The sequence below is a fragment of the Nocardia sp. NPDC004260 genome (assembly GCF_053603155.1).
The window spans coordinates 1-24,865 of the sequence record NZ_JBSGEZ010000089.1 but is presented as its reverse complement, the minus strand read 5'-3'; the positions used below and the strand labels follow the sequence as shown (position 1 = coordinate 24,865).

Sequence of the window (24,865 nt, the reverse complement as noted above, 5' to 3'; positions counted from 1 at the left end):
CAGGTCAAGAAGGTGCGCAAAGCGGAGGCGGTGGCCAGGGCACGGGCGATCGCCACGCGCTGCTGCTGCCCGCCGGACAGCTGCGCCGGGTAGGCGTTCGCCTTGTCCGCCAGCCCGACCCGGTCCAGCAGCTCACGCGCCCTGGTCACCGCCTCCGCTTTGCGCACCTTCTTGACCTGGGTGGGCGCCTCGATGATGTTGTCCAGCGCGGTCCGGTGCGGGAACAGATTGAAATGCTGGAACACCATGCCGATCTCGCGGCGCTGCTTGGCCGCATCGCGCGGGTGCATCTCGTAGAGCTTGTCGTTCTTCTCCCGGTAGCCCACGATCTCGCCGTCGACGTAGAGCCTGCCCGCGTTCACCTGCTCCAGGTGATTGATGCAGCGCAGGAAGGTGGACTTACCCGAGCCGGACGGCCCGATCAGGCACAGCACTTCGCCGCGGCCCACCTCGAGGGAGACGCCCTTGAGCACCTGCAGTGCGCCGAAGTTCTTGCAGACCCGGTCCGCCAGGACCATCGGAGGGGCCGTGGTCTTCTCGACCTGCACGCTCATTTGGCCTTCTCCCCCCGCTGGGCGTCGGCGAGCTCCTGCAGCTGCTTGGTGGTCAGCGTGCGGGAGACGCCGCGCGAGTAGTAGCGCTCCAAGTAGTACTGCCCGACCATGAGCACACTCGTGATCGCCAGATACCAGGTGGCGGCGACCAACAGTAGTGGAATGGGCTGGAAGTTCACGCCGTAGATGTCGCGCGCCCGGCCGAACAGATCGGTGCTCAGCGGGATGCCGGTGACCAGCGAGGTGGTCTTCAGCATGCCGATGAGCTCGTTGCCGGTCGGCGGGATGATCACGCGCATGGCCTGCGGCAGCACCGTGCGGCGCATGGTCTGGCCCCAGGACATGCCGAGCGCGAACGACGCTTCGCGCTGCCCTTCACCGACGGAATTGATCCCGGCCCGCACGATCTCGGCCATGTACGCCGCTTCGTTGAGCCCGAGGCCGAGGACGGCGAAGGCGAACGCGGCCTGCAGTTGCTGCACGTCGAGGTGGAAGAACTCCGGCCCGAACGGAACGCCGAGCTGGATCCGGCTGTACAGCGAGGGGACCAGCCCCCAGAACACCAACTGCACGAACACCGGGGTGCCGCGGAAGATCCAGAGGTACACCCATGCCGAGCTGCGCAATACCGGGTTCGGTGACAGCCGCATCACGGCCAGCACCGTTCCGAGCACGACCGCGATCGCCATCGCGCACACGGTGAGTTCCAGCGTGACGATCGCGCCCGCGGTGATCCTGGTGTCGAACAGGTACTTCCCATAGGTATCCCAGCGATACGCCGGGTTCGTCGCGGCGCCGTAGACGAACAGCCCCACCAGGACGAGGATGACCGCCGCCGCTATCCAGCGCCCCGGCCTGCGCAGCGGAACCGCTTTGATCGGCTCCGGCTCCCGCGTCGAATCCGCTCCGCCGGGCCCGGGATCGCCGGGCGCCGGCCGAGTGTCGTTGTCCGTCATCGATCAGCTCACGGCACCGTTGACGACGGACTTGGTGATCGCGCCTTCCTGCACGCCCCAGTTCTTCGTGATCTCGGCGTATTTGCCCGTGTCGATCAGGTGCTGGACCGCCTTCTGCAGCACGGCGGCCAGCGGCGCGCCCTTGGGCACCGCCCAGCCGTAGGGCGCGGAGTCGAACACCGGCCCCGCGTTCTCGATCTTGCCGCCGCTCTGCTTGATCGCGTACGCCGTCACCGGCGAATCGGCCGACATGGCGTCGACCTGACCGAGCACCAGCGCGTTGGTCGCGGCGCTCTGCTCGTCGAACGACTTGATATCGATGGCGGGCTTGCCCGCGGCGACGCACTTGGCGCTCTTGGCGGGCACCTCGTCGGTGTGCTCCACGGTGGTGGCCTGCACGGCGACCTTCTTGCCGCAGGCGTTCTCCGGATCGACCGGCTTGCCCTTCTGCTGGGCCCACTGGATGCCCGCGTTGAAGTAGGTGGTGAAGTCGACCTGCTGCTCACGTTCCTTGGAGTCGGTGATCGACGACATGCCCACGTCGTAGGTGCCCGCCTGGATCGACGGGATGATCTTCTCGAAGGCCGACTCGACGTACTCGGCCTTGACGCCGAGCACGGAGGCGATCGCGTCCATCAGGTCGACGTCGAAGCCGACGATCCGGCCACTGGCGTCCTTGTACTCGTTCGGCTGGTAGGGGATGTTCACCCCGACGACGAGCCGGCCGGATTGCTTGATCTTGTCGGGGAGTTGTGCGGCGATCTCGTCGACCTTGTCCACCTGCACCTTGGCCACCGAGGGTCCGGTGTCCTCGGTGTTGGTGGTACATCCGGTCAGTACAAGTGCGCCCGCGGCGAGCGCGCCCGTGGCGGCTCGCAGGGCGCGCCTGCCGAGAAACGAACGATCAGACACAGCAGCCCTCCACATTTTGGCTCCACGCTACCCGGGCGTCATCACCCGTTTGGCAATTTAAGCGACCGGGCCGCTCCGCGCTGGACAGTAATGCAACAGCAACACGATCTGCTCGCGCACCCCGTGCCGGGGCGCCGGCGGGGAGACCCTACTCCGCCGGGTGCCGCACCGCGGATCGAATGAACGACGTCGGCTCGGGCTCGGCGACGGCCCGGTTCCGCCGCCGCAGGCCGCGGCTCTTCCCACACGTGCTGTCCGGGGCGTGGCGGTGGACACGGCGCTCACATTTCCGCGCACGCGGTCCATCGGACACCGGCTCCATTCGCGCGACGACGCCGTTGCGGCGCCGGCGCCGAATTCCCCGGCAATCTTGACGACGCCTCCGCCAGCGCCGATGATTATTTGCCGGTCTTTTCTGGCCGGACGAGTTTCTCCGGATCGACGGATGAACCGAGCGACTGTCCGGACACTCGAAAATTGATGTGCCCTCGAATATTCGAGCGACACGGCGGCGGTGAAAGGTTCCCTTTTTCGGACGCTTCGCACCGACGCCCGCCCCGAGCACCGATGCGGGTTGGCCTACCGAACAAAGAGATATACGACAGGCAGAGCCCGGCAAGCGCACAGAGAAAGGTTTGTTTTCCGGCCACCGGGCCGTCCGACGGTCCGATCCAGGACATGGTGAGCCGCGGATTTCGAATGCGCCGCGGGCTCGTCAGAGGAGGTTCACATCATGGATTCGTTCTGGGACTACGTGTGGTACACGATCCTCGTATTCGCTTTCGTGGCATACCTGATCGTGCTGTTCCAGATTCTGGTCGATCTGTTCCGGGATCACTCCGTATCGGGCATCGCCAAAGCCGTGTGGGTGATCGCCTTGGTGGTGTTCCCTTACCTCGCGGCATTGGTCTACCTCGTCGTCCGGGGCCGGGGCATGGCCCTGCGCGCCCAACATGCCCAGGCAGAAGCGAAACAAGCCACCGACCAGTACATCCGGGAGGTCGCGGGCAGGTCTCCCGCGGAGAGCATCGCCGACGCAAAAGCCCTCCTCGACTCCGGCGCGATCACCGTGGCCGAATTCGAGCAGCTCAAGGCCCAGGCACTGGCGGGACAGCAGCCCGGTGCGGCGCCGCAAGCGGGCGCAGCGCCGACGCCGCAACCGAGCGGGGCGCCCACCCGGCCGGTGGGTCGGTGACCAGCGCCGGTCTCGCGCTCAAGAAGCGAGGATGCGGGCCTTCTCGGCCTCGAATTCGGCTTCCGTGAGTACGCCCTGAGCTTTGAGTTCGGCGAGTTCTTTCAACGCGGTGATCCGGTCCATGCCCGCACCGCCGCCACTCGGCGGTGCGGGCGCGGGCTGCGGCGCGGCGGGTTGCGGCGCATACTGCTGCTGCGCGTACGGGTCGTACTGCGCCTGTTCCTGCGCCGCCCAGCGCTCCCCCTGACGTCGGGAGACCCGATTGGAGACGGCGGTCGCGGTGCCCGCGACGACGGCGGTGCGGGCGACACCGCGTAGCAAACCCGGCATGACGGTCTCCTATCGACTCTGTGCCTCGAGGGCATCCAACGACGACAAAAGGCTCTGCACCGGGATACGCCCGGAGGCCACCAGCTGAGCGCCGTTGCGGCGCAACGCGGACGCGAAAGGCGCCGCCCACCTGTTCTCGTAGACCAGGATCGCGGCCGAGCATCCCGGTTCGAGCGCCGCCCCGGCTTCCCTGCGGTCGGCTTCGTCGAGCAGGCCCGAGCCCGCCTCCGCGAACAGGGTGATGTCGAAGTCCCCTTCGAGTCCCATGTCGGCGATGTCGATTCCGGTGAGGGAACCGTCGGTGTCCTTGCGGACGAACGCCAGATCGAGGACCCGGACGATGCCGCGCTCGACGAGGTCGGCCAGCATGGGCAGCGCCGAACCGTCCGGGGGTCGATCCGGCGGAAATTCGATAACAAGATAGTCAATGGGGCCTATCGCGTCGATATCGGTATCGGTCACCGGAAGCCTCTTTTCCGTTGCGAAATGACGAAATCCGTTCGAATCGGGCCCGGGTGCCGATCGGCCTCTCGCGGGTCTGCCGGAATACGCACCGGCATCACGGATCCGAGAAATGACAACTCCGAACTCGGCTGCCATCCCGATGCTAATCTCAGTCATAGCGTACGCCGCCGACCGCCACCCGGTCGCGAAACCTTCAGCCCGGCCCGGACCCTCAGGTTCGAAGCCCGCCCCGACATGGCGTGCATGCGCACATCCCATGCCGATACGAATTCGTCGCGAAAGGGAACCGCAAATGTCGCAATACACGCCTGTGGGCCAGGAAAACCACCGCGTCCGGCAAGGCATCGCCGCGGGCACATCGATTGCGGCCGCGATCATACTGACCACCGTCGGGTTCCTTCAGCTGTTCCAAGGAATCTCGGCGGTGGCCGAGGACGAGTTGTTCGTCCAGGGCCAGCAGTACACCTTCGAATTCGACTTCACCGCCTGGGGATGGCTTCACGTCGTGCTCGGCGTGGTGATGATCGTCGTCGGCATCGCGCTGATGACCGGAGCGATCTGGGCACGGGTGTCGGCGATCGTCATCGCGGCGCTGTCGATCATCGCCAACTTCCTGTGGCTGCCGTACTACCCGGCTTGGTCCATCCTCATCATCGCGCTGGACGTGGTGGTGATCTGGGCCGTCACGACGTGGAACCCGGAGACCACGTTCCAGGGGCCGGGTTCCGCCGCAGGCCCCGGAGCGCCGCCCTCCGGCTCGGCGACGGCCTGAGCAGCGCCGCTGCCGGTCGCGTCACGCAGCCCGAATCCGTTCCTGGAGTGAGGAACCCATGGATTCCAACGCGAGTGACAACGCACCCGAAAGTCGGCTGAGCGCCGACGAACGAGCCGAGCTCGAGCGCCTTCGCGCCGAGGTCGCCGCGCTGCGGACGGAGGTGCGCGGTGCGCCGCCGCGGGCGTCGCGGCCACCGCGGCATGCGTGGCGGTGGACCGCGGTGGCGATCTTGTCGGTGCTGGTCGCGGTCCTGGCGATCACCACGGTGCTGGCGCGGTTCGTGCGCGGCGAGATCCTCGACACCGACCGGTACCTGAGCACGGTGGCGCCGCTGGGGTCGGATCCGGCGCTGCAGACGGAGGTGGCCGACACGGTCACCGACGAGATCTTCGCTCGCGTCGACATTCAGGGCCTGACCGCGGATGCCCTGGCCGCGCTGACCGACGCGGTTCCGGCGACCGCGAACCGGCCTCGGGTGGACCGGGCGGTCGAGGGTCTGGCGCCGGTGATCACGCAGCAGGCCCGCGGCTTCGTCAACGACACCGTGCTGTCGTTCGTGCGCAGCGACCAGTTCGAGGATCTGTGGGTGCAAGCCAACCGCGCCGCCCACACCAGGTTGGTGGGGGTGCTGACCGGCCACGTCGGCCCGCAGTCGGTGACCGTCGACGAGAACGGCACGGTGAGCCTCTCGCTGCGCACCGTGATCGAGAACGTCAAGGCTCGGCTGATCGATCGCGGCTTCACGTTCGCCGAGAAGGTCCCCGCGGTCGACAAACAGTTCGTGTTGTTCCGGTCGCCGGAACTGGTACGGGCGCAACGGGCGGTCGACAATCTCGACAAAGCTTCGGCAGTGCTGCCGTGGGTGACGATCGCGGCCGCTGTGGCCGCGATCGCCGCGGCACCCGTCGGCCGTCGCCGCCGCGCCCTGGCCTTCGTGGGGCTCGCGCTTGCGGTGGGCATGCTGATCCTGGCGATCGCGCTGATGATCGCGCGCGCGGTGTATCTGGACAGAATGCCGCCCGATGTGCTGTCGCCGGACGCAGCCACCGTCCTCATCGACACGGTGCTGGTTCCGCTGCGGACCGCGCTGCGCGGGGTCGCCGTGCTCGGTCTCGTGATCGCGGTGGGCGCTTACCTCACCGGAGGCTCGGCCTCGGCCACCGTGGTGCGCCGCGATTTCGGGCGTGCCATGGACGCGGTACAGCGACTGCGGCGATCGCGTCCGCCGAACCCCGTGGAGACCTGGGCTTTCCGGGCGCGCACCGCGCTGCGCTGCGCGATCATCGGCATTGCCGCGCTGCTGCTGGTGTTCTGGCGCTACCCCACCGGTCTCGTGGTGGTGTGGATCGTCCTGGGTGCGCTGCTGGCGCTGCTCCTGCTGGAGCTGTTGATTCGTCCCGCTCGGGCCTGGCAGCAACCGGCCGAGCCCGAGACGAAGGACGGGGCCCCGGCGGGGACCGGTACGTGATGGCGGGAGCCGAGCGCCGCTCGGCGCAGCCGCCGATGGCTCGGCAGTGGTGGGCCAGGGCGGCATTCGCCGCCGTGATCGCCGCGGCCGTGCTGCCACTCGCGGTGTCCGGGCTGCTCGGTCTGCTCACCTTGCTGATCGCCGCGACGGGCGGTGTCGCGGTCGGCGTCGCCGGAATCTACTGGTCCTTGGTCAACCGTGGCGCGGTGCGGGTCGCTTCGGCGGCTCTGGCGATCCTGCCGCCGGTCGCGGTGGCGCTTCTCTTCGTCCGGGAGCGTCAGCTGTGGGTGGTGCTGGTCTCCGGCGCCCTGGTCGCGGTGGCCGTGGCGTGCGCACGCCGGGCATTGCGGAACGATCCCGGGGAGTCGCGACTGCCCGAGTTCCCCGCCGCCCCGGCACACCACCCGTTCCTGGTGATGAATCCCCGCTCCGGCGGGGGCAAGGTGGTCGAGTTCGACTTGCCACGAAAGGCCAGGGAACTCGGTGCCGAAGTGGCGCTGCTGTCCGGGTCGCATCCGATCGATGTCGCCGCGCTGGCCCGGCGAGCGGTTCAGCGGGGCGCCGACCTCCTCGGCGTGGCGGGCGGCGACGGAACGCAGGCCTCGGTCGCGGCGGTCGCCGCGGAACACCGGCTACCGTTCGTGGTGATCGGCGCCGGTACGCGAAACCATTTCGCGCGGGATCTCGGACTGGATACGAAGAACCCGGCCGCGGGCTTGGATGCGCTGCGCGACGGTGTCGAGATCCTGGTCGACCTCGGCACCGTCAATGGGCGCACGTTCGTCAACAACGCCTCCTTCGGCGTCTACGCGGAGGTGGTGCGGAGTCCGCAGTATCGCAACGACAAGACAGGGACCGTGTTGCGCCTGCTGCCCGACCTGCTCGGACGTGGCTCCGGCACCGGGTTGCGAGCGCGCATCGGAAACGTGTCCGTGGACGGGCCCCAGGCGGTCCTGGTCAGCAACGGCCCCTACGCCACCGGCGATCTCGCTGGCCTCGGCCGCCGCGCCCGCTTGGACGCGGGCCTGCTCGGCGTCGTGACGGTCACGGTGGCGAGCACGCGCCAAGCGGTGGGCCTGCTGCGGCGGGCGCACGATCGCGGCCTGGTGCGGTTCACCGCCACCGAGGTGGTCGTCGACGCGGACCGAGCCGAGATCCCGGTCGGTGTGGACGGCGAATCCCTCCGCCTCGAAACGCCGGTGCGCTGTGCGATCTCGCCCGGCGCTCTGCGGGTGCGGGTGCCGCGGACGCGGCCGGGCACGCGGGTGCCGCCACCGACGCTGAACTGGGCGCGGTTGCGAGAACTGGCCGGGCCGCGCGAATTTCGCTGACCGCTACCTGCGATGCACCCTGGCGCACACCTGCTCGGTGAATTCACTGGTGGATGCCAGTCCGCCGAGGTCGGCGGTGGCGATGCCCGCCTCGAAGGTCGCGGCGACGGCGCGTTCGATCCGCTCGCCCGCCCGCGCGAGGGGCGTCTCGGCGTCCCGGGTCGCCAGCCAGCGCAAGAGCATCGCCGCCGACAGTTGCAGCGCCACCGGGTTCGCCCGGTTGTGCCCGGCCAGCGCCGGGGCCGCGCCGTGCACCGCCTGCGCCATGGCCGTGGTGGCCGAGCAGTTGAGCGACGCGGCCAGCCCGAGCGATCCGCTCAACTCACCGGCCAGGTCGGACAGGATGTCGCCGAACAGGTTCTCGGTGACCAGGACGTCGTAGTCGGAGGCGGCGCGGACCAGGTGCGCGGCCGCCGCGTCGACGTGTTCCTCGTCGACCTCGATTCCCGGGTAATCCTGGCCGACCGCGCGGCAGACGTCGCGGAACAGGCCCATGGTCAGGGGCAGGACATTGGCCTTGTGCACGATCGTCACCCGTTTGCGCCGGGTCGCGGCCAGCCGGAACGCCTGATGCGCGATCCGCTCGCAGGCGGCCCGGGTCACCAGTCCGACCGACATCGCGATGTCCGGCGTCGGCCGGAATTCCCCCGACCCGGCGAACATGTTGCGGTCGGCATAGAACCCCTCGCTGTTCTCCCGCACGATCACCAGGTCGATATCCGGCGCCGCCGCGTGCACACCCGCGAAGGCCCGCGCGGGACGGATGTTGGCGTAGAGGTCGAAATGCTTGCGGATCACCCCGCCCGGCGCGACGCGATGTTCGGCCGGATAGGACGCGTTGTCGTGCGGGCCGAGAATCCACGCGTCCACAGCGGCCAGCTGCTCGAGCGTCTGCTCGGGCAGCGGAGTGCCGAACTCGGCGATGGCCTGGTGTCCCATGGCCAGCGGCACCCACTCGACCGGGGCGGCGCCCGCCGCGGACAGCGTCTCGTCGACGACCTGCCTGGCGGATCGCACCACCTCGGGGCCGATGCCGTCGCCGTCGATCAGGCCGAGTCGCAGTGCCCGGTGCGCCCGGGGTCGCTTCACGTCGTTCACCGGGACATCCTCCCGCCGGCGCGCCCGGCCGCCGGAACCGGCCCGCGGACACGCCGGTGGCGGCTACCTTCGGGAGACCATGGTGCAGTCGGTCGAACTACTCCTCGACGAGGCCGCCGACACGGAGATCCGCCGCCAGTGGCAACTGCTGGCGGAAGCAGGCGTGCCGAGCCTCGCCGTGCGCACCGACGAGTCCAACCGCCCGCACATCACCGCCGGGGTGGCCAGGCAGATCTGGCCGCGCATCGAGCAGGCGCTGGACGAGCAGGCCTTCACGCCGATCCCCGTGCGGCTCGGCGGGCTGGTGGTCTTCGGCGCCCGCCGCCCCATCCTGGTGCGGATGGTGGTCCCGTCCGAGGCGCTGCTCGCCCTGCATCGCCGGATCTTCCACACGATCTCCCCGTGCCCCGGCGTTCCGGCCAACCTGCATCCGGACGCGTGGACCCCGCACATCACCCTCGCCAGGCGGGTGCCCCCGCACCAGCTCGGCGAGGCCATTCACGCCGTCGCGCGGGACCGGGATTTCCCCGCGACGGTGCTGGGTATCCGTCGATGGGACGGGGATAAGCGGCGCGAATGGCCGGTTGGCCGGATCCGTCGTGGAAGATAACCGAGGCAGCCCGCGTTGTAGCAGGCACACCGAAACGAGAGGACGTCATGGCCACCCAGACGCTGACCCAGCACAATTTCGATGAGGTAGTCACCGGAAACGACGTGGTACTCGTCGATTTCTGGGCCGATTGGTGCGGCCCGTGCAAGAGTTTCGCACCGACTTTCGAGGCCTCCTCCACCAAGCACCCCGATGTGGTGCACGGAAAGGTCGACACCGAATCCGAGCAGGGCCTCGCGGCGGCTGCCAACATCCGCTCCATCCCGACCATCATGGCTTTCCGGGAGGGCGTGCTGGTGTTCGCGCAGCCCGGCGCGCTGCCGCCCGCGGCGCTCGAGGATCTGGTGACCCAGGTCAAGGCGCTGGACATGGACGAGGTGCGCAAGCAGCTCGCCGAGCAGCAGAAGGCCGAACAGTAGTTCGCGTGGCGCGGTGCGGCACTGCGCCACAACGGAATTCACCCGGGCCCGGGGACGGACACGCGAAAGCGGCAGTCCGTGTCCGGGCCTGTCGCACGTCAGGGGCCGGGTGCGGACCTCGGGGCGGCAGGCCGCCGCCCCGAGGTCGAATGACCCGATGTCAGGACGCGCCGAGCAGGTTGACGCCCGCGATCATGGCGCGGACCGTCGACTCGGCGCCGTCGTCCGCGATCGCCGCGCCCCAGCCGCGCCTGCCGTTGCATTCGCACTGCACGAAGGTGGCGGTGCCCTCGGCGGTGCGCCGCTGGTGGAATTGCAGGATCTCGACGGGGTAGCCCTCCTCGTAGAGGGCCGAGGTCATCGCCGCGACGGGGCTGCCGGTGGCGACGACGGTCCGCAGGTGCCCGGCGAACTCCAGCGTGGCGGTGAACTCCGCGGTCCTGGCGCCCGCGGGCGACCACTCGCCGAGCCGGATCGGACCGCCGTGCGCGCAGTAACGGCTGTGAAACTCCGCCGAGGTCAGCCCCGTGGCTTCGGCCCGTAGGCCCTTGGGCGCGGCGGCCTGGAACATGTCTGTATCAAGAGTCAGGATGGTCATTGAAAGTAGGTCTTCCCGAAGAATGTCGTGGCTCAGTTGACAGAGGGGACCAGCACTAACAAGTGGAAATGCCCGCAGCGAGGGGGCCGGCCCGAATCAGACCCCGCTACGGCGGGCTACTACGAGGACTCGGGGAAGCGACGCCACCATCGCGGTGAGCGGAAGTAGCTCGGCGCGATCCTCGGACACGAAGGCGGTAGCCTGCGTTGCCACGGAGGGCCCGATGAGCGACGCCGAAAGCACAGCGCTGTCGCGGTCTGCGACAAGGAGCGCTGCGTTGCGGCGGTCGGCGGGATTCGGCACGGCATCGAGGATAGGGACATCGCGGCGCAATAGCAACCACATTCGATGCCCGAATTGTCTACTGGCGAGTATCAAACGTGCAGTTCAGGGCGGTGCGGTCAGGGCAAGGGTAGCGTCGGTGACATGGGTCTCCTCGTGGCGATGACCATTCCGGGTCTGGCCGTCCTGCTCATCCTGCTGGCCTTCGCCGAAGTCGCCTGGAACGAACTCACCGGCGGCCGCGCGCTGCCCTGGACTCGCAATCGGTCGGGGCTTCCGGTCGCGGCGGCGGGGTTCGAAGACGTCACGGCGGTTTTCCAAGGCGGTAAGCACCACGAGTTCGAGCAGCGGATGACGACGCTGATGCATCGGGAGGACGCATCCGACGGCGCGCCACCCCGCGACGAGGTGGATCTCGGCGCCGGATCGGCGCGCCTGATCGTGCGGCAGCTCTCGTGAATACGCTACGACGCAGTGAGATCCGGGTGACTTCACCCGGATCTCACTGGCGCAGTGTGAAATTCGTCCCTATCGGGGCAGAACCTCGTTCAGTTTTCCGGTGGCGACGTCGAAGACGAAGCCGCGGATGGAGTCCTTGTGCGGCACGAACGGGCTGGCGACGATGCGCGCGATCGATTGGCGCACATCGGTTTCCAGGTCCGAGAAAGCCTCCGGCGACCACTCGGGCTTGATGCCGGTCTCCTCCTGGATGCCCGCCTTGAAGTCGTCGTCGGTGAAGGTGAGCATGCCGCAGTCGGTGTGGTGGATCAGGATGATCTCCCTGGTCCCCAGCAGCCGCTGGCTGATGGCCAGCGAGCGGATCTCGTCGGCTGTGACGACGCCGCCCGCGTTGCGGATGACGTGCGCCTCGCCCTCGGCGAGGCCGAGCGCGCCGTAGACATTGAGCCGCGCGTCCATACACGCGACCACGGCCACGCCCTTCGCGGGCGGCAGCGGCAGCGGGCCTTGGAAGGTGCTCGCGTACGCCGCGTTGTTCTCCAGGTACTCATCGGTGACAGTCATGGGCCATCCCCTGCGCTCGGTATGCGTGAATCCCTATGTGTGACCAGCCCCACGGTAGGTGGCCGCGCGGCACGGGACATGGGTCCCGTTCACCGTGATTCGTTTACTTGCGCGCGGTGGCCCGATGATAGCTCTCGGGATACCTGGTGCCGGGCCCGTGCGGTGAGGCCCGGCATGTCGGTGCGGTGCGCCCGCGCCGGTCAGTGCGCGGCGGAGTCCCAGCTGCGGCCGACGCCGACGGAGACCTCCAGCGGCACCGAGAGGGCGATCGCGGCGGACATCTGCTCGCGCGCCAGCGCCTCGAGCGTCTCCCGTTCGCCGTCGGCGACCTCGAACAGCAGTTCGTCGTGGATCTGCAACAGCATCCTGGAGCGCAGACCCGCCTCGCGCATCGCCCGGTGCACGTTGATCATCGCCACCTTGATGATGTCGGCCGCGGTGCCCTGGATGGGCGCGTTGAGCGCCATCCGTTCGGCGGCCTCCCGGCGCTGCCGGTTGCTGGAATCCAGATCGGGCAGGTACCGGCGGCGGCCGAACAGCGTCTCGGTGTAGCCGACCTTGCGTGCCTGCTCCACCACCTCGTACAGATAGTCACGGATGCGGCCGAAGCGGGCGAAGTAGACCTCCATCTGCTCCTTCGCCTCGGTGGTGCTGATCTTCAGCTGCGCGGACAGACCGTAGGAACTCAACCCGTAGGCCAGGCCGTAGGACATCGCCTTGATCCGGCGGCGCAGTTCCGGGCTCACCTCGGAGATCGGGATGTCGAAGGCCTTCGACGCCACGAAGCTGTGCAGGTCCTCCCCCGAGTTGAACGCCTCGATCAGGCCCTCGTCCCCGGACAAGTGCGCCATGATCCGCATCTCGATCTGGCTGTAGTCGGCGGTCATCAGCGACTGGTACCCGGAGCCGACCACGAAGGTGTCGCGGATCTGCCTGCCCGTGTCGGTGCGGATCGGGATGTTCTGCAAGTTCGGTTCGGTGGAGGACAGCCGCCCGGTGGCCGCGATCGTCTGATTGAAGGTGGTGTGGATGCGACCGTCCTCGGCGACGCATTTGAGCAGGCCGTCGACGGTGACCTTCAAGCGCGTGGCGTCGCGGTGCGTGAGCAGATGCTCCAGGAAGGGGTGCTGGGTCTTCTCGTAGAGCGATTCCAGCGCGTCCGCGTCGGTGGTGTAGCCGGTCTTGGTGCGCTTGGTCTTCGGCATGTCCAGCTCGTCGAACAACACCACCTGCAACTGCTTGGGCGAGCCCAGGTTGATCTGCTTGCCGATCACCTCGTAGGCCGCCTCGGCCGCCTCGGCCACCCGGTCGGCGAACTGCCGCTGCAGCGCCGCCAACTGGTCGGTGTCCACCGCGATGCCCGCTTCCTCCAAGGTGGACAGCACACCCAGCAGCGGCAGCTCCATGTCTGCCAGCAGCGGGGTGGACTCGATCTGGGCGAGTTCTCCGTCGAGCGCGTCGGCCAGGTCGGCGACGGCACGCGCGCGCAGCATCTGCGCCCGCGCCAGCTCGGCGTCGACGGCGTCCTCGTCGTCGAGCAGCGACAGCTGCGCGGTCTCGCCGGTCTCGGCGCGCAACTCGCGGTGCAGGTAGCGCAGTGACAGGTCGTCGAGGTTGAACGTGCGCTGGCCCGGGCGGACCAGATACGCCGCCAGCGCGGTGTCGCTGGTCAGCCCGCCCAGGGACCAGCCGCGGCCGCGCAGGGCGTGCAGGGCGGCCTTGGCCTCGTGCAGCGCCTTCGGCACGGCCGGGTCGGCCAGCCAGGCGCCCAGCGCCGCCTCGTCCTCGGGGGTGAGCACCGTGACGTCGATGTAGCCGCTCTCGCCGTCACCCGCGGCGATGGCGAGCGCACGAACGTCGCCGCCGGCCGGGGAGCCGGTGCCGAGGATCGAGACGCCATGGCGCACACCGGCTTTCGCGTGCTCGGCGAGCCAGTCCGCGACCGCGCCGATCTCCAGCGCGCCGCCGCTGATCTCGAAACCGGCCTCCGCCTCCGGCTCCGGCGGAGCCAGCGTCTCGAACAGCCGGTCGCGCAGCACGCGGAACTCGAGATCGTCGAACAGCTGATGGATCTTCTCGCGATCCCACGGCCCCTGCGCCAGCTGATCGGGGGTGTACGGCAGCGGCACCTCCCGCATCAGCTCGGTGAGCTGCCGGTTGAGCACCACGCTGCTCAGATTGGCCCGCAGCGCGTCGCCGACCTTGCCCTTCACCTGGTCGACCTTCTCGACCAGCGTGTTCAGGTCGCCGTACTCGCGGATCCACTTGGCCGCGGTCTTCTCCCCCACGCCGGGAATGCCGGGCAGGTTGTCACTCGGATCGCCGCGCAGCGCCGCGTAGTCGGGGTACTGGTTGGGCGTGAGGCCGTATTTGGCCATCACTTCGTCAGGGGTGAACCGGGTGAGGTCGGACACGCCCTTGCGCGGGTACAGCACCGTGACGTTCTCGTTCACCAACTGGATGGAGTCCCGGTCGCCGGTGACGATGAGCACGCGGAAACCCGCGGCCGTCGCCTGCGTGGTGAGCGTGGCGATGATGTCGTCGGCCTCGAAGCCCTCGATCGCCATCACCGGAATGCCCAGCGCGCCCAGTACGTCCTTGGTGAGTTCCACCTGCCCGCGGAACTCGTCCGGCGTGGTGGTGCGGTTGGCCTTGTACTCCGGATACGCCTCGGCGCGGAAGGTCTGGCGCGACACGTCGAACGCCGCGGCCACGTGCGTCGGCTTCTCGTCGCGCAGCAGGTTGATCAGCATCGCGGTGAAGCCGTAGACCGCGTTGGTGGTCTGCCCGGTGACCGTCTTGAAATTCTCAGCCGGTAGCGCGAAGAACGCGCGATAGGCGATCGAATGCCCGTCCAGCAACAGCAGCGTCGGCCGGTCTCCCGAGCCGGGATCGCCGGAGCCGGACGCGGGGGCAGGACGCGGAGCGGTCGTGGGTGAACTCACGCCCCAGAGTCTAGGGACCGGCACCGACAAGGCGATACGCCGACACCCGGCAGCCGGAGCCGCCGGGACCGGATTCCGGTCCGCGGGGCGCGAGTACCCGTCGCGCCCCGCGCCGTCACAGTGTGCCCGCCAGTTCCCGCAACACCGGCAGACTCACCGATCCGGAGCCGAGCACCACGTCGTGGAAGGCCTTGATGTCGAAGTCCGCGCCGAGCCGCTCGGTGGCCGCCACCCGCTGGCGCAGGATTTCCAGCTGCCCGATCTTGTAGCCGACCGCCTGCCCCGGCATCGCGATGTAGCGGTCCACCTCCACGGTGATCTCGGCCAGCCCGACCGGCGCGTTGGCCACCATGAAGTCGATGGCCTGCTGCCTGCTCCAGCCTTTCGCGTGCAGGCCGGTGTCGACCACCAACCGGCAGGAGCGCCAGGAATCGCCCGCCAGCATGCCCAGGCGGCCGAGATCGTCTTCGTACAAACCCATCTCGTCGGCAAGCCGCTCGGTGTAGAGCGCCCAGCCCTCGACGAAGGCGGTGTTGGCGAAGGACTGGCGCTGGAAACGCGGCAGGTGGTCGAGTTCGTTGGCGATGGTGAGTTGCAGATGATGACCGGGGATCGCCTCGTGGTAGGCCACCGACGCGGTCTCGAAGCGCCCACGGCCGGTGGGATGGTGCTGGTTGACGAAATACGTGCCCGGCCTGGATCCGTCAGCGGCCGGCGGGAAGTAATACGCCGCAGGCGAATCCGCGGCCAGGAACTCCGGCACCGGGACGATGTCGCAGGACTCCTTCGGCAGGCGCCCGAACCAGTTCCCCATTTCGGCGGTCGCGACGGCCAGGGCGCGGCGGGCGTCGAACATGATCTGCTCGGCGTCGTCGTAACGCAGCGCGGGATCGTCGCGCAGCCGACCGAAGATCGCACCGAGATCGCCGGTGCCGAACAGGCGCGCGCCCACCGTCGCGTATTCCTCACGCAGCTTCGCCAGCTCGGCGAGGCCGAGTTCGTGGATCTCGTCGGCGCCGAGATCGGGCAGCGTGGTGTGGTGGCGCAGCAGCCGCCGGTAGATGTCCTCGCCGTCGGCGCCGAGCCAGCACAGGCCCGGCTGGTCGTCGGGACGCGCGGCGGGCAGCAGTTCGTCGTACAGCGCGTCGCGGTAGACCCGGAACGCAGGCCGGATGACATCCCGCGTCACCTCGGTCAATTCCGAGCGCCATGCGGCCTCGCCGTCCCAGCCCTCCGGACCGGCGAAGGTGACGAACGGATCGGCGGCCACGTCGGAATCCAGGTAGCCGTCCAGCTGATTGAGCGAGCGCTCGATGGCGATCCGGGCGGGCGTGCGGCCCGCGGCCAGTCCCGCGCGGAACCGCTCCACGGCTTGGCCGAGCATGTCCCCGAACTGGCGGTAGCGGCGTACCAGCGCCAGCGCGTGCTCCGGCCGCGGCGCGTTCGTCTGCGGCGCCACCATCAGCACGCCCGCGTGCACGCCGTTCATCTGGTCGGAGGCCAGTTCCATCGGCCGCCACTCCAGATGCTCGACCGCGCCGCTCAATTCGGTGCGCAGCAAGCTGCGGGTGATGCGGTCGCCCTGGCTCAACCCCTCGGCGTCGAGCGCGTCCACCGCGCGCAGCAGATCGCGCCAGGTCGACAGCAACCGCTGTTCGGCGTCGATGGACAGATCCTCGATCCGATCGTCGAAGCGGCGGTCGCCGAGCAGGGTCGCCTCGCTCGGCGCCGCCTCGAGGACGCTGTCCCAGTACCGCTCGGCCAAGCTCATCAGCTCGTCGTGACCATCCATGGTCACGATCATGCCTCGAGCCAGGCCGCGCGGCACCGGACTCGGCGCGAGCCCGCCGAAGCCGCCCGAAGGCGGAGGTACGCCTAAAGGGGGCGGCCGGACGGAGTCCGTCCTCAGCCCGCGCATGGCCGGAGCGAAGGCGGAGGTACGCCTAGCCCACGCCGAGATACGCCGATTTCACCGCGGGATCGGTGAGCAATTCCGCGCCGCGGCCGGTCTTGGTGACCTCACCGGTCTCCATGATGTAGGCGCGGTCGCTGCGGGCCAGCGCCTGCTGCGCGTTCTGCTCCACCAGCAGCACCGTGGTGCCCTGCTGGTTGATCTCGCCGATGATCCGGAAGATCTGCTGGATCACCATGGGCGCCAACCCCATCGACGGTTCGTCGAGCAGCAGCAGCCGCGGCCGCGCCATCAGCGCGCGGGCGATGGCCAGCATCTGCTGCTCACCGCCGGAGAGCGTGCCACCGACCTGCTTGCGCCGCTCCAGCAACCGGGGAAAGAGCTCGAACACCCACTCCAAGGTCCGGTCGTACTCGGCCTTCTGCTTGAAACCTCGTCCGTAGCAGCCCATGTCGAGGTTCTCCTGCACCGTCATGCCGGGGAAGACGCCCCGGCCCTCCGGCGCTTGGATCAACCCGTGCAGCACCCGCTCGTGCGCCTTCATCTGGGTGATGTCGCGACCCTCGAACAGGATCCGGCCACGCGTCAACGGCAGCAGTCCCGACATCGCGCGCATCGTGGTCGTCTTGCCCGCGCCGTTGGCGCCGAGCAGGGTGACCAGCTCGCCCTCCGCGACGGTCAGCGAGATCCCGTGCAGCGCTTGGATCCTGCCGTAGTTGACGACCATGCCCTCGACTTCGAGCAGCGGTGTGCCCGCTGCGGTCTCGCGTGCCGTCTCCGCCACCGGCTCGGTGACCGCCGCCTTGGCGAGCGGCATCGCTTCCGGCTCGGGCCCGGACGGCGCGACATCCCCTGACGCGCCGTCTTCGCCCGTGGCGGAACCGGTTTCGACAGCTTCGGCGTCCGGCACGCCGAGATACGCGGCGATAACGGCGGGATCGTCCTTGATGTCCCCGGGGAGCCCGTCGGCGATCTTGCGGCCGAACTCCAGCACCACGATCCGGTCGGTCACGCCCATGACCAACCGCATGTCGTGCTCGATGAGCAGCACGGTGAACCCGTCGTCGCGGATCTTGCGGATCAGGTCCATGAGCGCGGACTTCTCGCTCGGATTGAACCCGGCCGCTGGCTCGTCCAGGCACAGCAGCTTCGGCTCGGTGGCCAGCGCACGAGCGATCTCCAAGCGACGCTGGTCGCCGTAGGAGAGGTTGCGCGCCTTCTCCACCGCGCGCGGAGCGATCCCGACGAACTCCAGCAGCGCCATACCGCGCTCGATGGCGTCGCGTTCCTCGCGCCGATGCCGCGGCGTCCGGAACACCGCGCCCGGCACCGAGGTCTTGTGCCGCGCGTCGGTGCCGACCACGACGTTCTCCAGCGCGGTCATCTCACCGAACAGGCGCACGTTCTGGAACGTGCGGGCGATGCCGAGGCGAGTGATCGCGTTGCGCTTGGTCTTGGTCAGCGGTTTGCCGTCGAAGTACACCAGTCCGGAGGCGGGTTGGTAGACGCCGGTGATCGCGTTGAAGCACGTGGTCTTGCCAGCGCCGTTGGGTCCGATGAGACCGAGGATCTCGCCGCGGCGGATCTCGAAACTCACCCGGTCCAGCGCGGTGAGCCCGCCGAACTGCACGGTGAGGCCCTCGGTCCGCAGCAGCGGCTCACCCACCGCGGTCTCGATCTCGCGGCGCGGGGCGACCACTTCCGCGACGGTCTCCGCGTCGGCGAGTTCCGGGATCACCTGGGTGACGTCGACCGTGCCCGCGGACTCGGCCCGTGGCTCGGCAGCGTAGCCCGCGGCCATGTCCTCGTTGTCGAACAGCGCGTCGCCCGCACCCGGCCCGGTCATCGGCCCGCTCCGATCGGCTCGACGGGGGCCGGTCTGCGCACGGCCTGGTACACCTGCCTGCCGTAGGTGAGCAGCTTCTGCCGCACCGGGAACAGACCCTGCGGACGCAGAATCATCATCACCACCAACGCGATGCCGAAGTACAGATATTTGAGGTCGCCCAGCGACTGCGCGCCGCCCTTGCGGAACAGCAGCACACTGCCGAGCAGCAGCAACGCCAGCACGCCGGTCACCACCATCGCGGTGATCACGCCGCGCCGCGGCCACACGCTCAGCCGGCCCGACCACAGCCGCCACGCGACGATCAGCGCGACGAACACCGCGACATCGATCGCCAGCAGGACGTACCCGGTCGACTCGTTGCTCACCAGGTTCACCGACTGCAACCGGGCGGGCAGATAGGCGATGACGAACGCGCCGAAGATCACCCCGAGCTTGTTACCCTGCCCGCCGATGACCACCGCGCACAGGAACAGCATCGAGTTGATGATGTTGAACCCGGTGGGGTTGATGAACTGCACCTGTCCGGCGTAGATCGCGCCGGACATGCCGCCCACCGCGGCGCCGATCATGAACGCCCACAGCTTGAACTTGAACGTCGGCACGCCCATGATCTCGGCCGCGTCCTCGTCCTCGCGGATGGCGACCCAAGCGCGGCCGACGCGGCTGCGCTCCAGGTTCCCGACCAGCAGCAGCACGATCACCACCAGCACCATGCCGAGCCAGTACCAATAGGTGCCGTAGCCGGCACGGTCGAGCAGGTCGGCGCTGTCCGGATTGCCGCTGTTGCCGCCGGAGAACACGCCTTCCGGCCTGCTCGCGGACTCGCCGACGTGCGGATACGCGACACCCGACAGGCCGAGGCTGCCGTTGGTGATCTCGGTGAGGTTCTCCGCGAGCAACCGGACGATCTCACCGAAGCCCAGCGTCACGATCGCCAGGTAGTCGCCGCGCAGGCGCAGCGTCGGCGAACCGAGGATCAGACCGGACACCGCGGTCACGGCGACCGCGATCGGCAGGCACGCCAGCCAGGCCCATTTCGGATCGAGCCAGCCACCATCGGTCTGGTTCCACGGGCTGTTGGGGCTGGTGAGCAGGCCTACGGTGTAGGCGCCGACCGCGTAGAAGCCGACGTAGCCGAGATCGAGCAGGCCCGCCTGCCCGACCACGACATTGAGGCCGATGGCCAGCAGCGCGTACATCGCGACCTGCGCCATCACCAGGCCGAAATTGTAGGAGGGGGTGTTCAGCAGCGGCGGCGGGAACAGCGGGAGCAAGGCGAGCAGGAGCAGGATCGGGACGCCGACGCCCCACTGCGCGGGCCTGCTCAAGCCGTCCCACCAGGTCCGGATCGCGTCCCCGAGGCCGCGGCGCGCGGGGTCCGGCGTGGACGCCGTCGTGGTCGTGTCGGTCATGCGCGCGCCCTTCCGAGACTCTCGCCGAGGATGCCCGTCGGGCGAACCATCAGCACCAGAACGAGCACCACGAACGCGACCACGTCACGCCACTCGGTACCGAACAGCATCTGGCCGTACTGCTCCACCACGCCGAGCACCAGACCGCCCAGCAGCGCGCCGCGCAGGTTGCCGATGCCGCCGAGCACCGCGGCGCTGAACGCCTTGATACCGAGGATGAATCCGCCGGAGTAGATGATCCCGTTCGGGATCTTCAGCGTGTACAGCATCGCCGCCGCGCCCGCGAGCACACCGCCGATGAGGAAGGTCAGCATGATGACCCGCTCCCGCGAAACGCCCATCAGCGTCGCGGTGTCGGGATCCTGCGCCACGGCGCGGATACCGCGCCCGAACTTGGTCCGGTTGATCAGGACTTCGGTGACGATCGCCAGCACCACGGCCGCGATCACGATGAGCAGCATGATGTTGGTGACCTCCGCGCCGCCGAAACTGAACTGCACGGTGGGCTCGACGAGCCGGATGGCCTGCTGCGCGTTGGTGCCGCCGAGATCGGGGCGGATCTTCGGCAACACGAAGTGCACCAGTTCCTGGAGGACGAACGACATGCCGATCGCGGTGATCAGGAAGGCCAGCGGCTTGGCGCCGCGCTTGCGCAGCGGACGATAGGCCACCCGCTCCAATCCGACGGCCGCGCCGCCGGATACGAGCATGCCCACCACCATCGCCAAACCCAGGTACACGACCGTGAGCGCCACGCCCTGGGTGTAGGCGTCGGGGCCGGCCGTGAATCCGAAGATCATCAATCCGATCAACTGGCCGAACAACCCGAGCATGAAAATTTCCGAATGGGCGAAATTGATCAGCCGCAATACGCCGTACACCAAGGTGTAGCCCACGGCGACCAAGGCATAGATGGCGCCATAGGTCACGCCGTCGACGGTCAGCCGCCAGAAATTATCGATCAGCCCCTCGTAGTTGAAGTCGACCGAGCCGGCCGCGAGTTGTACCCCGGCGGCCAATGCCGTTTGTTTCATTTATTTCTGCCCTCATCCATTCGCCCACCGAACAACGGCACGTACGCGGATTCGTCCGAATCCCCGTACGTGCCGTGCGCCCGGGATCCGGGGCTACTTGACCTCGTACACCCAGATCAGCGCGTTCGACAGTTCACCGTTCGGGTTCCACTTGTACTGACGCGCGAGGCCGGCACCGTCGTACGTCCGCACATAGTCGAGCAGGTCCGGGCGGGTCACCTTCCCGCCGTCGATACCCTTGGCCAGGATCGTGGTGAGGTCGTAGGCCTCGACCGAATAGACGCCCGGCGCCTGACCGTTGAGCGCCTCGTAGTCCTTGGCGAACTTCTCCGGGGCGGGACCGCACGGGCACGACAGCTTCGCGCCCTTGGCCGCGCTGCCCGCCTGGGCGACGAACTGCGGGTCGTTGGTGCCGTCGGCGGAGACGAAGACCGCCTTCACACCACCGGACTTCAACTGCTGGGCCAGCGGCGCGGCCTCGGAGTAGTAGCCGGAGTAGAAGATGGCGTCCGGATTCGCCGCCGCCACCTTGGTGACCGTCGCGGAGAAGTCCTTGTCGCCCTTCTTGATGCTGGCCGCGCACGCCGGGTCGGCAGCGGCGCCGAGGCCGTCGGTGATGGACTTCGCCAGGCCGGTGCCGTAGTCGGTGTTGTCCTGGATGACGCAGACCTTCTTGTAGCCGGCACTGTTGACCAGGTACTTCGCCACCGAGGGGCCCTGCACGTCGTCGTTGGCCAGACCGCGGAAGAAGGTCGTCCAGCCGTTCTGGGTCAGCGTCGCGTTGGTCGCCGACGACGTGACCGAGACCAGGCCCGCGTCGCTGAGGATCTTGCCGGTCGCCTTCGTCTCGCCGGAGAAGGCGGGACCGACCAGGCCGATGATCGAGCGGTCGTTGACGATCTGCGGGATCACCTGGGTGGCCTTCTGCGGATCGCCCTCGGTGTCGAACTGCTTGAGCTCGATCTTGCAGCCGGGGTTGGCCTTGTTGTGCTTGTCCAAGGCCAGCTTGACGCCGTTGACGATGTTGATGCCGAGCGCGGCGTCGGGGCCGGTCAGCGCACCCGCCATCGCGATGGCCGTGCCCGGCGGGCAGGTCGCCTTGCCGTCGCCCGCGGGATCGGCCGCCGTGGCCGCGTCGGCCTTCGGCACTTCCTTGCCCTGCTGGTCGACCTGCAGTACCGGCTGGATGGAGAGGCCGCCCGCCCCGTTGGTACCCGAGGAATCCGAACCGCTGCTGGTGGATTTGTCGCTACAACCCGTCAGCACCAGCGCGGCGGCGGCGCCGACGGCCAGAACAGCTCGCGTCGAGCGCCTGCGCCATGTCGAACTAAGCACGTTTCACCTCATCTAAGTTCTGTGCTCCCCCGGGTTCGCCGAGGAGGCCGACTCACATCAGCCCGGTCAGAACATAGCGTCGGTACGTTAGTTCCGCATCACATTCGGATCATGCGCGCGACATCGTTTCGAATTCTTGTTCACGACTACGTTTCGTTCGCGTAAATTTTTCCGCGAACTGTGCCGTCACTTCGGGGTCAGGTTCTCCAGCACTACCTCCGCGACCGCCTTCATCGTCGTGCGGCGGTCCATTGCGGTGCGCTGAATCCACTTGAACGCCTGCGGCTCCGAAAGGCCCTGCGTCTGCATCAGCACACCCTTGGCACGCTCCACCAGCTTGCGCGTCTCGAGTCGCTCGGCGAGATTCGCGACCTCGCTCTCCAGCGCGGTGATCTCGTGGAAGCGACTGGCGGCCAATTCGATGGCAGGCACCAGATCCGATTTCGTGAACGGCTTCACCAGGTAGGCCATCGCACCCGCGTCACGCGCCCGCTCCACCAGATCACGCTGGCTGAACGCGGTCAGGATGACCACCGGGGCAACGCGTTTCGACGCGATCTCCGCCGCCGCATCGATCCCGTCACGGCGCGGCATCTTCACGTCCATGATGACCAGATCGGGCCGGTGCTCGACGGCGAGGTCCACCGCCTGCTGGCCGTCACCCGCCTCGCCGACCACCTGATAGCCCTCTTCGGTCAGCATCTCGACCAGATCCATGCGAATGAGCGCCTCGTCCTCGGCGACGACGACCCGCTTCGCCCCGGCGTCCTTCTTGGTGCCGGCGCCCCCAGCTGCTGTGCTCATAGGTAGACCCCTCTGGTTCCGATGCCCTGTACCCGACCCAACCAAAGGAAAGCCGCGCTCGCACGGGGCGAGCTCCGGCCATCCTTCGGGCTGTCGAGTGATGTAAAGAGTACCTTTCACTTCGGCATAGAACGCATATACCCTGCGCAAACCCCGCCTCCGCGCCGCTCGGGCCAACCCATTTCCGTCCACGCCACCCGACCCGCTATAGTTCCACCCGGTGCGCCGAGTTGGCGGAACTGGCAGACGCGACGGTCTCAAAAACCGTTGTCCGAAAGGACGTGTGGGTTCGAGTCCCACACTCGGCACCAAGGTAGTGGGCGGTTTTCTCGAAGCCGCCCACATTCGCCCTTTCACGCAGTCCGCAGATAGTCCGCAGCTGCCATAGCTCCGGCATCCATCGCATCGGCCACTGTGTCCAGATCATCCGGGAACAGATGCCCGTAGAGATCCAAGGTCAGAGTCGCCGTCTTGTGCCCGAGCATCCGCTGAACGACCTTGATGTTCGCCCCCGCGCTGATCGCCAGCGACGCGGCCGTGTGACGCAATCCATGCGGCACCACTCCGGTCAGGCCGACATCGTTCGCCGCCTGGTCGAACACCCACCGGAACTCCGTCGAGGTCAGGTAGCCGCCCTTGTGACTCGGGAACACCAGCGCATCCCGCCGACGACCCTTCAGCAGGTTCCCCAGATCCTTGGCCAACGTCCCCGGCACCGGCACCGCACGAGTGGTGTGATTCTTCGTGTCGGTCTCCACGATGCCCTCGCCCGTGACGCCAGTTGCCGAACGGCGAACCCAGATGCGCCGACGCTCCAGGTCGACATCCGCCGTCCGTAGCGCGATGGCTTCACCGAACCTGATTCCGGTGTAGCCGAGCGTGAACACCAGCGTCCGGAACCGACCAGCAGCCAAAGCCAAGCGCATCACCTCCACGTGCGTCAGATAGCGCCGCTCCCCTGCCAGCAGCGACGGCAGGTCGATGTCTTCGGCCGGATTCACCGGAAGCCGCTTGGCCTTGATCGCGAACTTCAGAACCTGACTGAGCACCTGGTAGGACTGGATGACCCGCGACGCCGACAGACCACGCCCCTCGAATCGAGAGCTACCCGACACCGACAGATTCACCACCCATTCCTGGATGTCCTCAAACTCAATATCGCGCAGCGGAACACTGCCCCATCGCGGAATCACGATCGTGTCCAGCAGTGACCGATAACCCGCCACCGTCTTCGGTTTGCGGAATTTCTTCGTCGCGAACCACTTCTCCGCCACGACCTCGAACAGGACACCGCTACGGTCAGGATCGACCCACGTCCCGGTGACCACCTTCGTCGTCACGTCGCTATCCAGGAACTTCTGGGCAGCGGCCTTCGTGTCGAACGACCGCGAGCGTTCCACGCCGTTCGGATCGACGTAGCGAGCCCTCCACCGCTTGCCCTTGCCGAAACGCTCTTCCGACTTGACCTTCTTCTTGGTCACCTTTCCGGTTTCCGGATCGACCACGACTTCCGTCGGGTACCAACGATCCTCGATGCCCGAGCGAGGATTGCGCCGTG

23 protein-coding genes, 1 tRNA gene and 1 pseudogene are annotated in these 24,865 nt (G+C 68.0%); 8 read left to right on the top strand and 17 right to left on the bottom strand.

The annotated features are described in order from the left end of the window. The 3 genes from ACWEO7_RS33440 to ACWEO7_RS33430 form a co-directional block, all read right to left on the bottom strand. On the bottom strand, positions 1–518 hold a 518-nt coding region (locus ACWEO7_RS33440; protein WP_452429209.1), incomplete at its 3' end, for an amino acid ABC transporter ATP-binding protein. 32 nt (positions 519–550) lie between these two features. Next, a complete protein-coding gene (locus tag ACWEO7_RS33435; protein WP_452429206.1) occupies positions 551–1,510 on the bottom strand; it encodes an amino acid ABC transporter permease in 960 nt (319 codons plus the stop codon). 3 nt (positions 1,511–1,513) lie between these two features. Continuing rightward, complete coding sequence (locus tag ACWEO7_RS33430) at positions 1,514–2,437, bottom strand: ABC transporter substrate-binding protein (protein WP_452429204.1); 924 nt, start codon at positions 2,435–2,437, stop codon at positions 1,514–1,516. Between the two features lie 718 nt (positions 2,438–3,155). Here ACWEO7_RS33430 and ACWEO7_RS33425 point away from each other — a divergent pair. Next, a complete protein-coding gene (locus ACWEO7_RS33425; RefSeq protein ID WP_452429202.1) occupies positions 3,156–3,617 on the top strand; it encodes an SHOCT domain-containing protein in 462 nt (153 codons plus the stop codon). A gap of 18 nt (positions 3,618–3,635) precedes the next feature. On the opposite strand, the gene ACWEO7_RS33420 is transcribed toward ACWEO7_RS33425, so the two are convergent. Beyond that, positions 3,636–3,947, bottom strand: coding sequence for an SHOCT domain-containing protein (locus ACWEO7_RS33420; protein WP_452429200.1), 312 nt, complete (start codon positions 3,945–3,947; stop codon positions 3,636–3,638). 9 nt (positions 3,948–3,956) lie between these two features. Next, entirely contained in the window at positions 3,957–4,409 is a 453-nt protein-coding gene (locus ACWEO7_RS33415) for a DUF6325 family protein (protein ID WP_364430402.1), read from the bottom strand. A 295-nt stretch (positions 4,410–4,704) separates the two neighbouring features. On the opposite strand from ACWEO7_RS33415, the gene ACWEO7_RS33410 reads away from it, so the two are divergent. From ACWEO7_RS33410 to ACWEO7_RS33400, 3 genes are read left to right on the top strand one after another with little or no spacing between them, the layout of a single operon-like run. Beyond that, positions 4,705–5,184, top strand: a complete 480-nt coding sequence (locus ACWEO7_RS33410; protein ID WP_452429198.1) for a DUF7144 family membrane protein — start codon at positions 4,705–4,707, stop codon at positions 5,182–5,184. A 58-nt stretch (positions 5,185–5,242) separates the two neighbouring features. Further along, positions 5,243–6,655, top strand: coding sequence for a hypothetical protein (locus ACWEO7_RS33405; RefSeq protein ID WP_452429196.1), 1,413 nt, complete (start codon positions 5,243–5,245; stop codon positions 6,653–6,655). After that, positions 6,655–7,986 carry a diacylglycerol/lipid kinase family protein gene (locus ACWEO7_RS33400; RefSeq protein WP_452429207.1) on the top strand — a complete coding sequence of 444 codons (1,332 nt, stop codon included), beginning with the start codon at positions 6,655–6,657 and terminating at the stop codon, positions 7,984–7,986. The genes ACWEO7_RS33405 and ACWEO7_RS33400 overlap by 1 nt, the downstream gene beginning before the upstream one ends. Positions 7,987–7,989: 3 nt before the next feature. On the opposite strand, the gene ACWEO7_RS33395 is transcribed toward ACWEO7_RS33400, so the two are convergent. Next, positions 7,990–9,084, bottom strand: coding sequence for an isocitrate/isopropylmalate dehydrogenase family protein (locus tag ACWEO7_RS33395; protein ID WP_452429194.1), 1,095 nt, complete (start codon positions 9,082–9,084; stop codon positions 7,990–7,992). Positions 9,085–9,163: 79 nt separating this feature from the next. Between ACWEO7_RS33395 and ACWEO7_RS33390 the strand changes: the two genes are divergently transcribed. Beyond that, on the top strand, positions 9,164–9,694 hold the full coding sequence (locus ACWEO7_RS33390; protein WP_452429192.1) for a 2'-5' RNA ligase family protein: 531 nt from the start codon (positions 9,164–9,166) through the stop codon (positions 9,692–9,694). 47 nt (positions 9,695–9,741) lie between these two features. Next, on the top strand, positions 9,742–10,113 hold the full coding sequence (gene trxA, locus ACWEO7_RS33385) for a thioredoxin (RefSeq protein WP_355078241.1): 372 nt from the start codon (positions 9,742–9,744) through the stop codon (positions 10,111–10,113). Between the two features lie 160 nt (positions 10,114–10,273). Here the strand turns inward: trxA and ACWEO7_RS33380 are convergent, their stop codons facing one another. Next, positions 10,274–10,711 carry a 2-keto-3-deoxygluconate kinase gene (locus tag ACWEO7_RS33380; RefSeq protein WP_452429191.1) on the bottom strand — a complete coding sequence of 146 codons (438 nt, stop codon included), beginning with the start codon at positions 10,709–10,711 and terminating at the stop codon, positions 10,274–10,276. Between the two features lie 426 nt (positions 10,712–11,137). On the opposite strand from ACWEO7_RS33380, the gene ACWEO7_RS33375 reads away from it, so the two are divergent. After that, complete coding sequence (locus ACWEO7_RS33375; protein WP_452429190.1) at positions 11,138–11,452, top strand: DUF6191 domain-containing protein; 315 nt, start codon at positions 11,138–11,140, stop codon at positions 11,450–11,452. A 69-nt stretch (positions 11,453–11,521) separates the two neighbouring features. On the opposite strand, the gene ACWEO7_RS33370 is transcribed toward ACWEO7_RS33375, so the two are convergent. The 9 genes and pseudogenes from ACWEO7_RS33370 to ACWEO7_RS33330 form a co-directional block, all read right to left on the bottom strand. Then, entirely contained in the window at positions 11,522–12,016 is a 495-nt protein-coding gene (locus tag ACWEO7_RS33370; RefSeq protein WP_452429188.1) for a beta-class carbonic anhydrase, read from the bottom strand. Between the two features lie 200 nt (positions 12,017–12,216). Continuing rightward, positions 12,217–14,961 (bottom strand): DNA polymerase I, encoded by a 2,745-nt coding sequence (gene polA, locus ACWEO7_RS33365; RefSeq protein ID WP_452429187.1) that lies wholly within the window; start codon positions 14,959–14,961, stop codon positions 12,217–12,219. Positions 14,962–15,076: 115 nt separating this feature from the next. Then, positions 15,077–16,753 (bottom strand): DUF885 domain-containing protein, encoded by a 1,677-nt coding sequence (locus tag ACWEO7_RS33360; RefSeq protein ID WP_452429185.1) that lies wholly within the window; start codon positions 16,751–16,753, stop codon positions 15,077–15,079. 151 nt (positions 16,754–16,904) lie between these two features. Continuing rightward, a complete protein-coding gene (locus tag ACWEO7_RS33355; RefSeq protein WP_245562527.1) occupies positions 16,905–17,600 on the bottom strand; it encodes an ABC transporter ATP-binding protein in 696 nt (231 codons plus the stop codon). Positions 17,601–17,765: 165 nt separating this feature from the next. Next, positions 17,766–18,719 (bottom strand): annotated as a pseudogene (locus tag ACWEO7_RS33350) (ABC transporter ATP-binding protein); the annotation flags it as partial. Then, on the bottom strand, positions 18,716–20,134 hold the full coding sequence (locus ACWEO7_RS33345; protein WP_355078247.1) for a branched-chain amino acid ABC transporter permease: 1,419 nt from the start codon (positions 20,132–20,134) through the stop codon (positions 18,716–18,718). The pseudogene ACWEO7_RS33350 and the gene ACWEO7_RS33345, both read right to left, overlap by 4 nt. Continuing rightward, complete coding sequence (locus tag ACWEO7_RS33340; RefSeq protein WP_452429183.1) at positions 20,131–21,168, bottom strand: branched-chain amino acid ABC transporter permease; 1,038 nt, start codon at positions 21,166–21,168, stop codon at positions 20,131–20,133. Before ACWEO7_RS33340 ends, ACWEO7_RS33345 begins: the two co-directional genes overlap by 4 nt. 93 nt (positions 21,169–21,261) lie before the next feature. Further along, positions 21,262–22,503, bottom strand: a complete 1,242-nt coding sequence (locus ACWEO7_RS33335) for a branched-chain amino acid ABC transporter substrate-binding protein (RefSeq protein WP_452429182.1) — start codon at positions 22,501–22,503, stop codon at positions 21,262–21,264. 186 nt (positions 22,504–22,689) lie between these two features. Further along, positions 22,690–23,307 carry an ANTAR domain-containing response regulator gene (locus tag ACWEO7_RS33330; protein ID WP_039797267.1) on the bottom strand — a complete coding sequence of 206 codons (618 nt, stop codon included), beginning with the start codon at positions 23,305–23,307 and terminating at the stop codon, positions 22,690–22,692. A 224-nt stretch (positions 23,308–23,531) separates the two neighbouring features. On the opposite strand from ACWEO7_RS33330, the gene ACWEO7_RS33325 reads away from it, so the two are divergent. Then, positions 23,532–23,618, top strand: a tRNA-Leu gene (locus tag ACWEO7_RS33325). Positions 23,619–23,660: 42 nt separating this feature from the next. Here the strand turns inward: ACWEO7_RS33325 and ACWEO7_RS33320 are convergent. Continuing rightward, positions 23,661–24,865: tyrosine-type recombinase/integrase (locus ACWEO7_RS33320; protein WP_452429180.1), on the bottom strand; the 1,205-nt coding region annotated here is incomplete at its 5' end.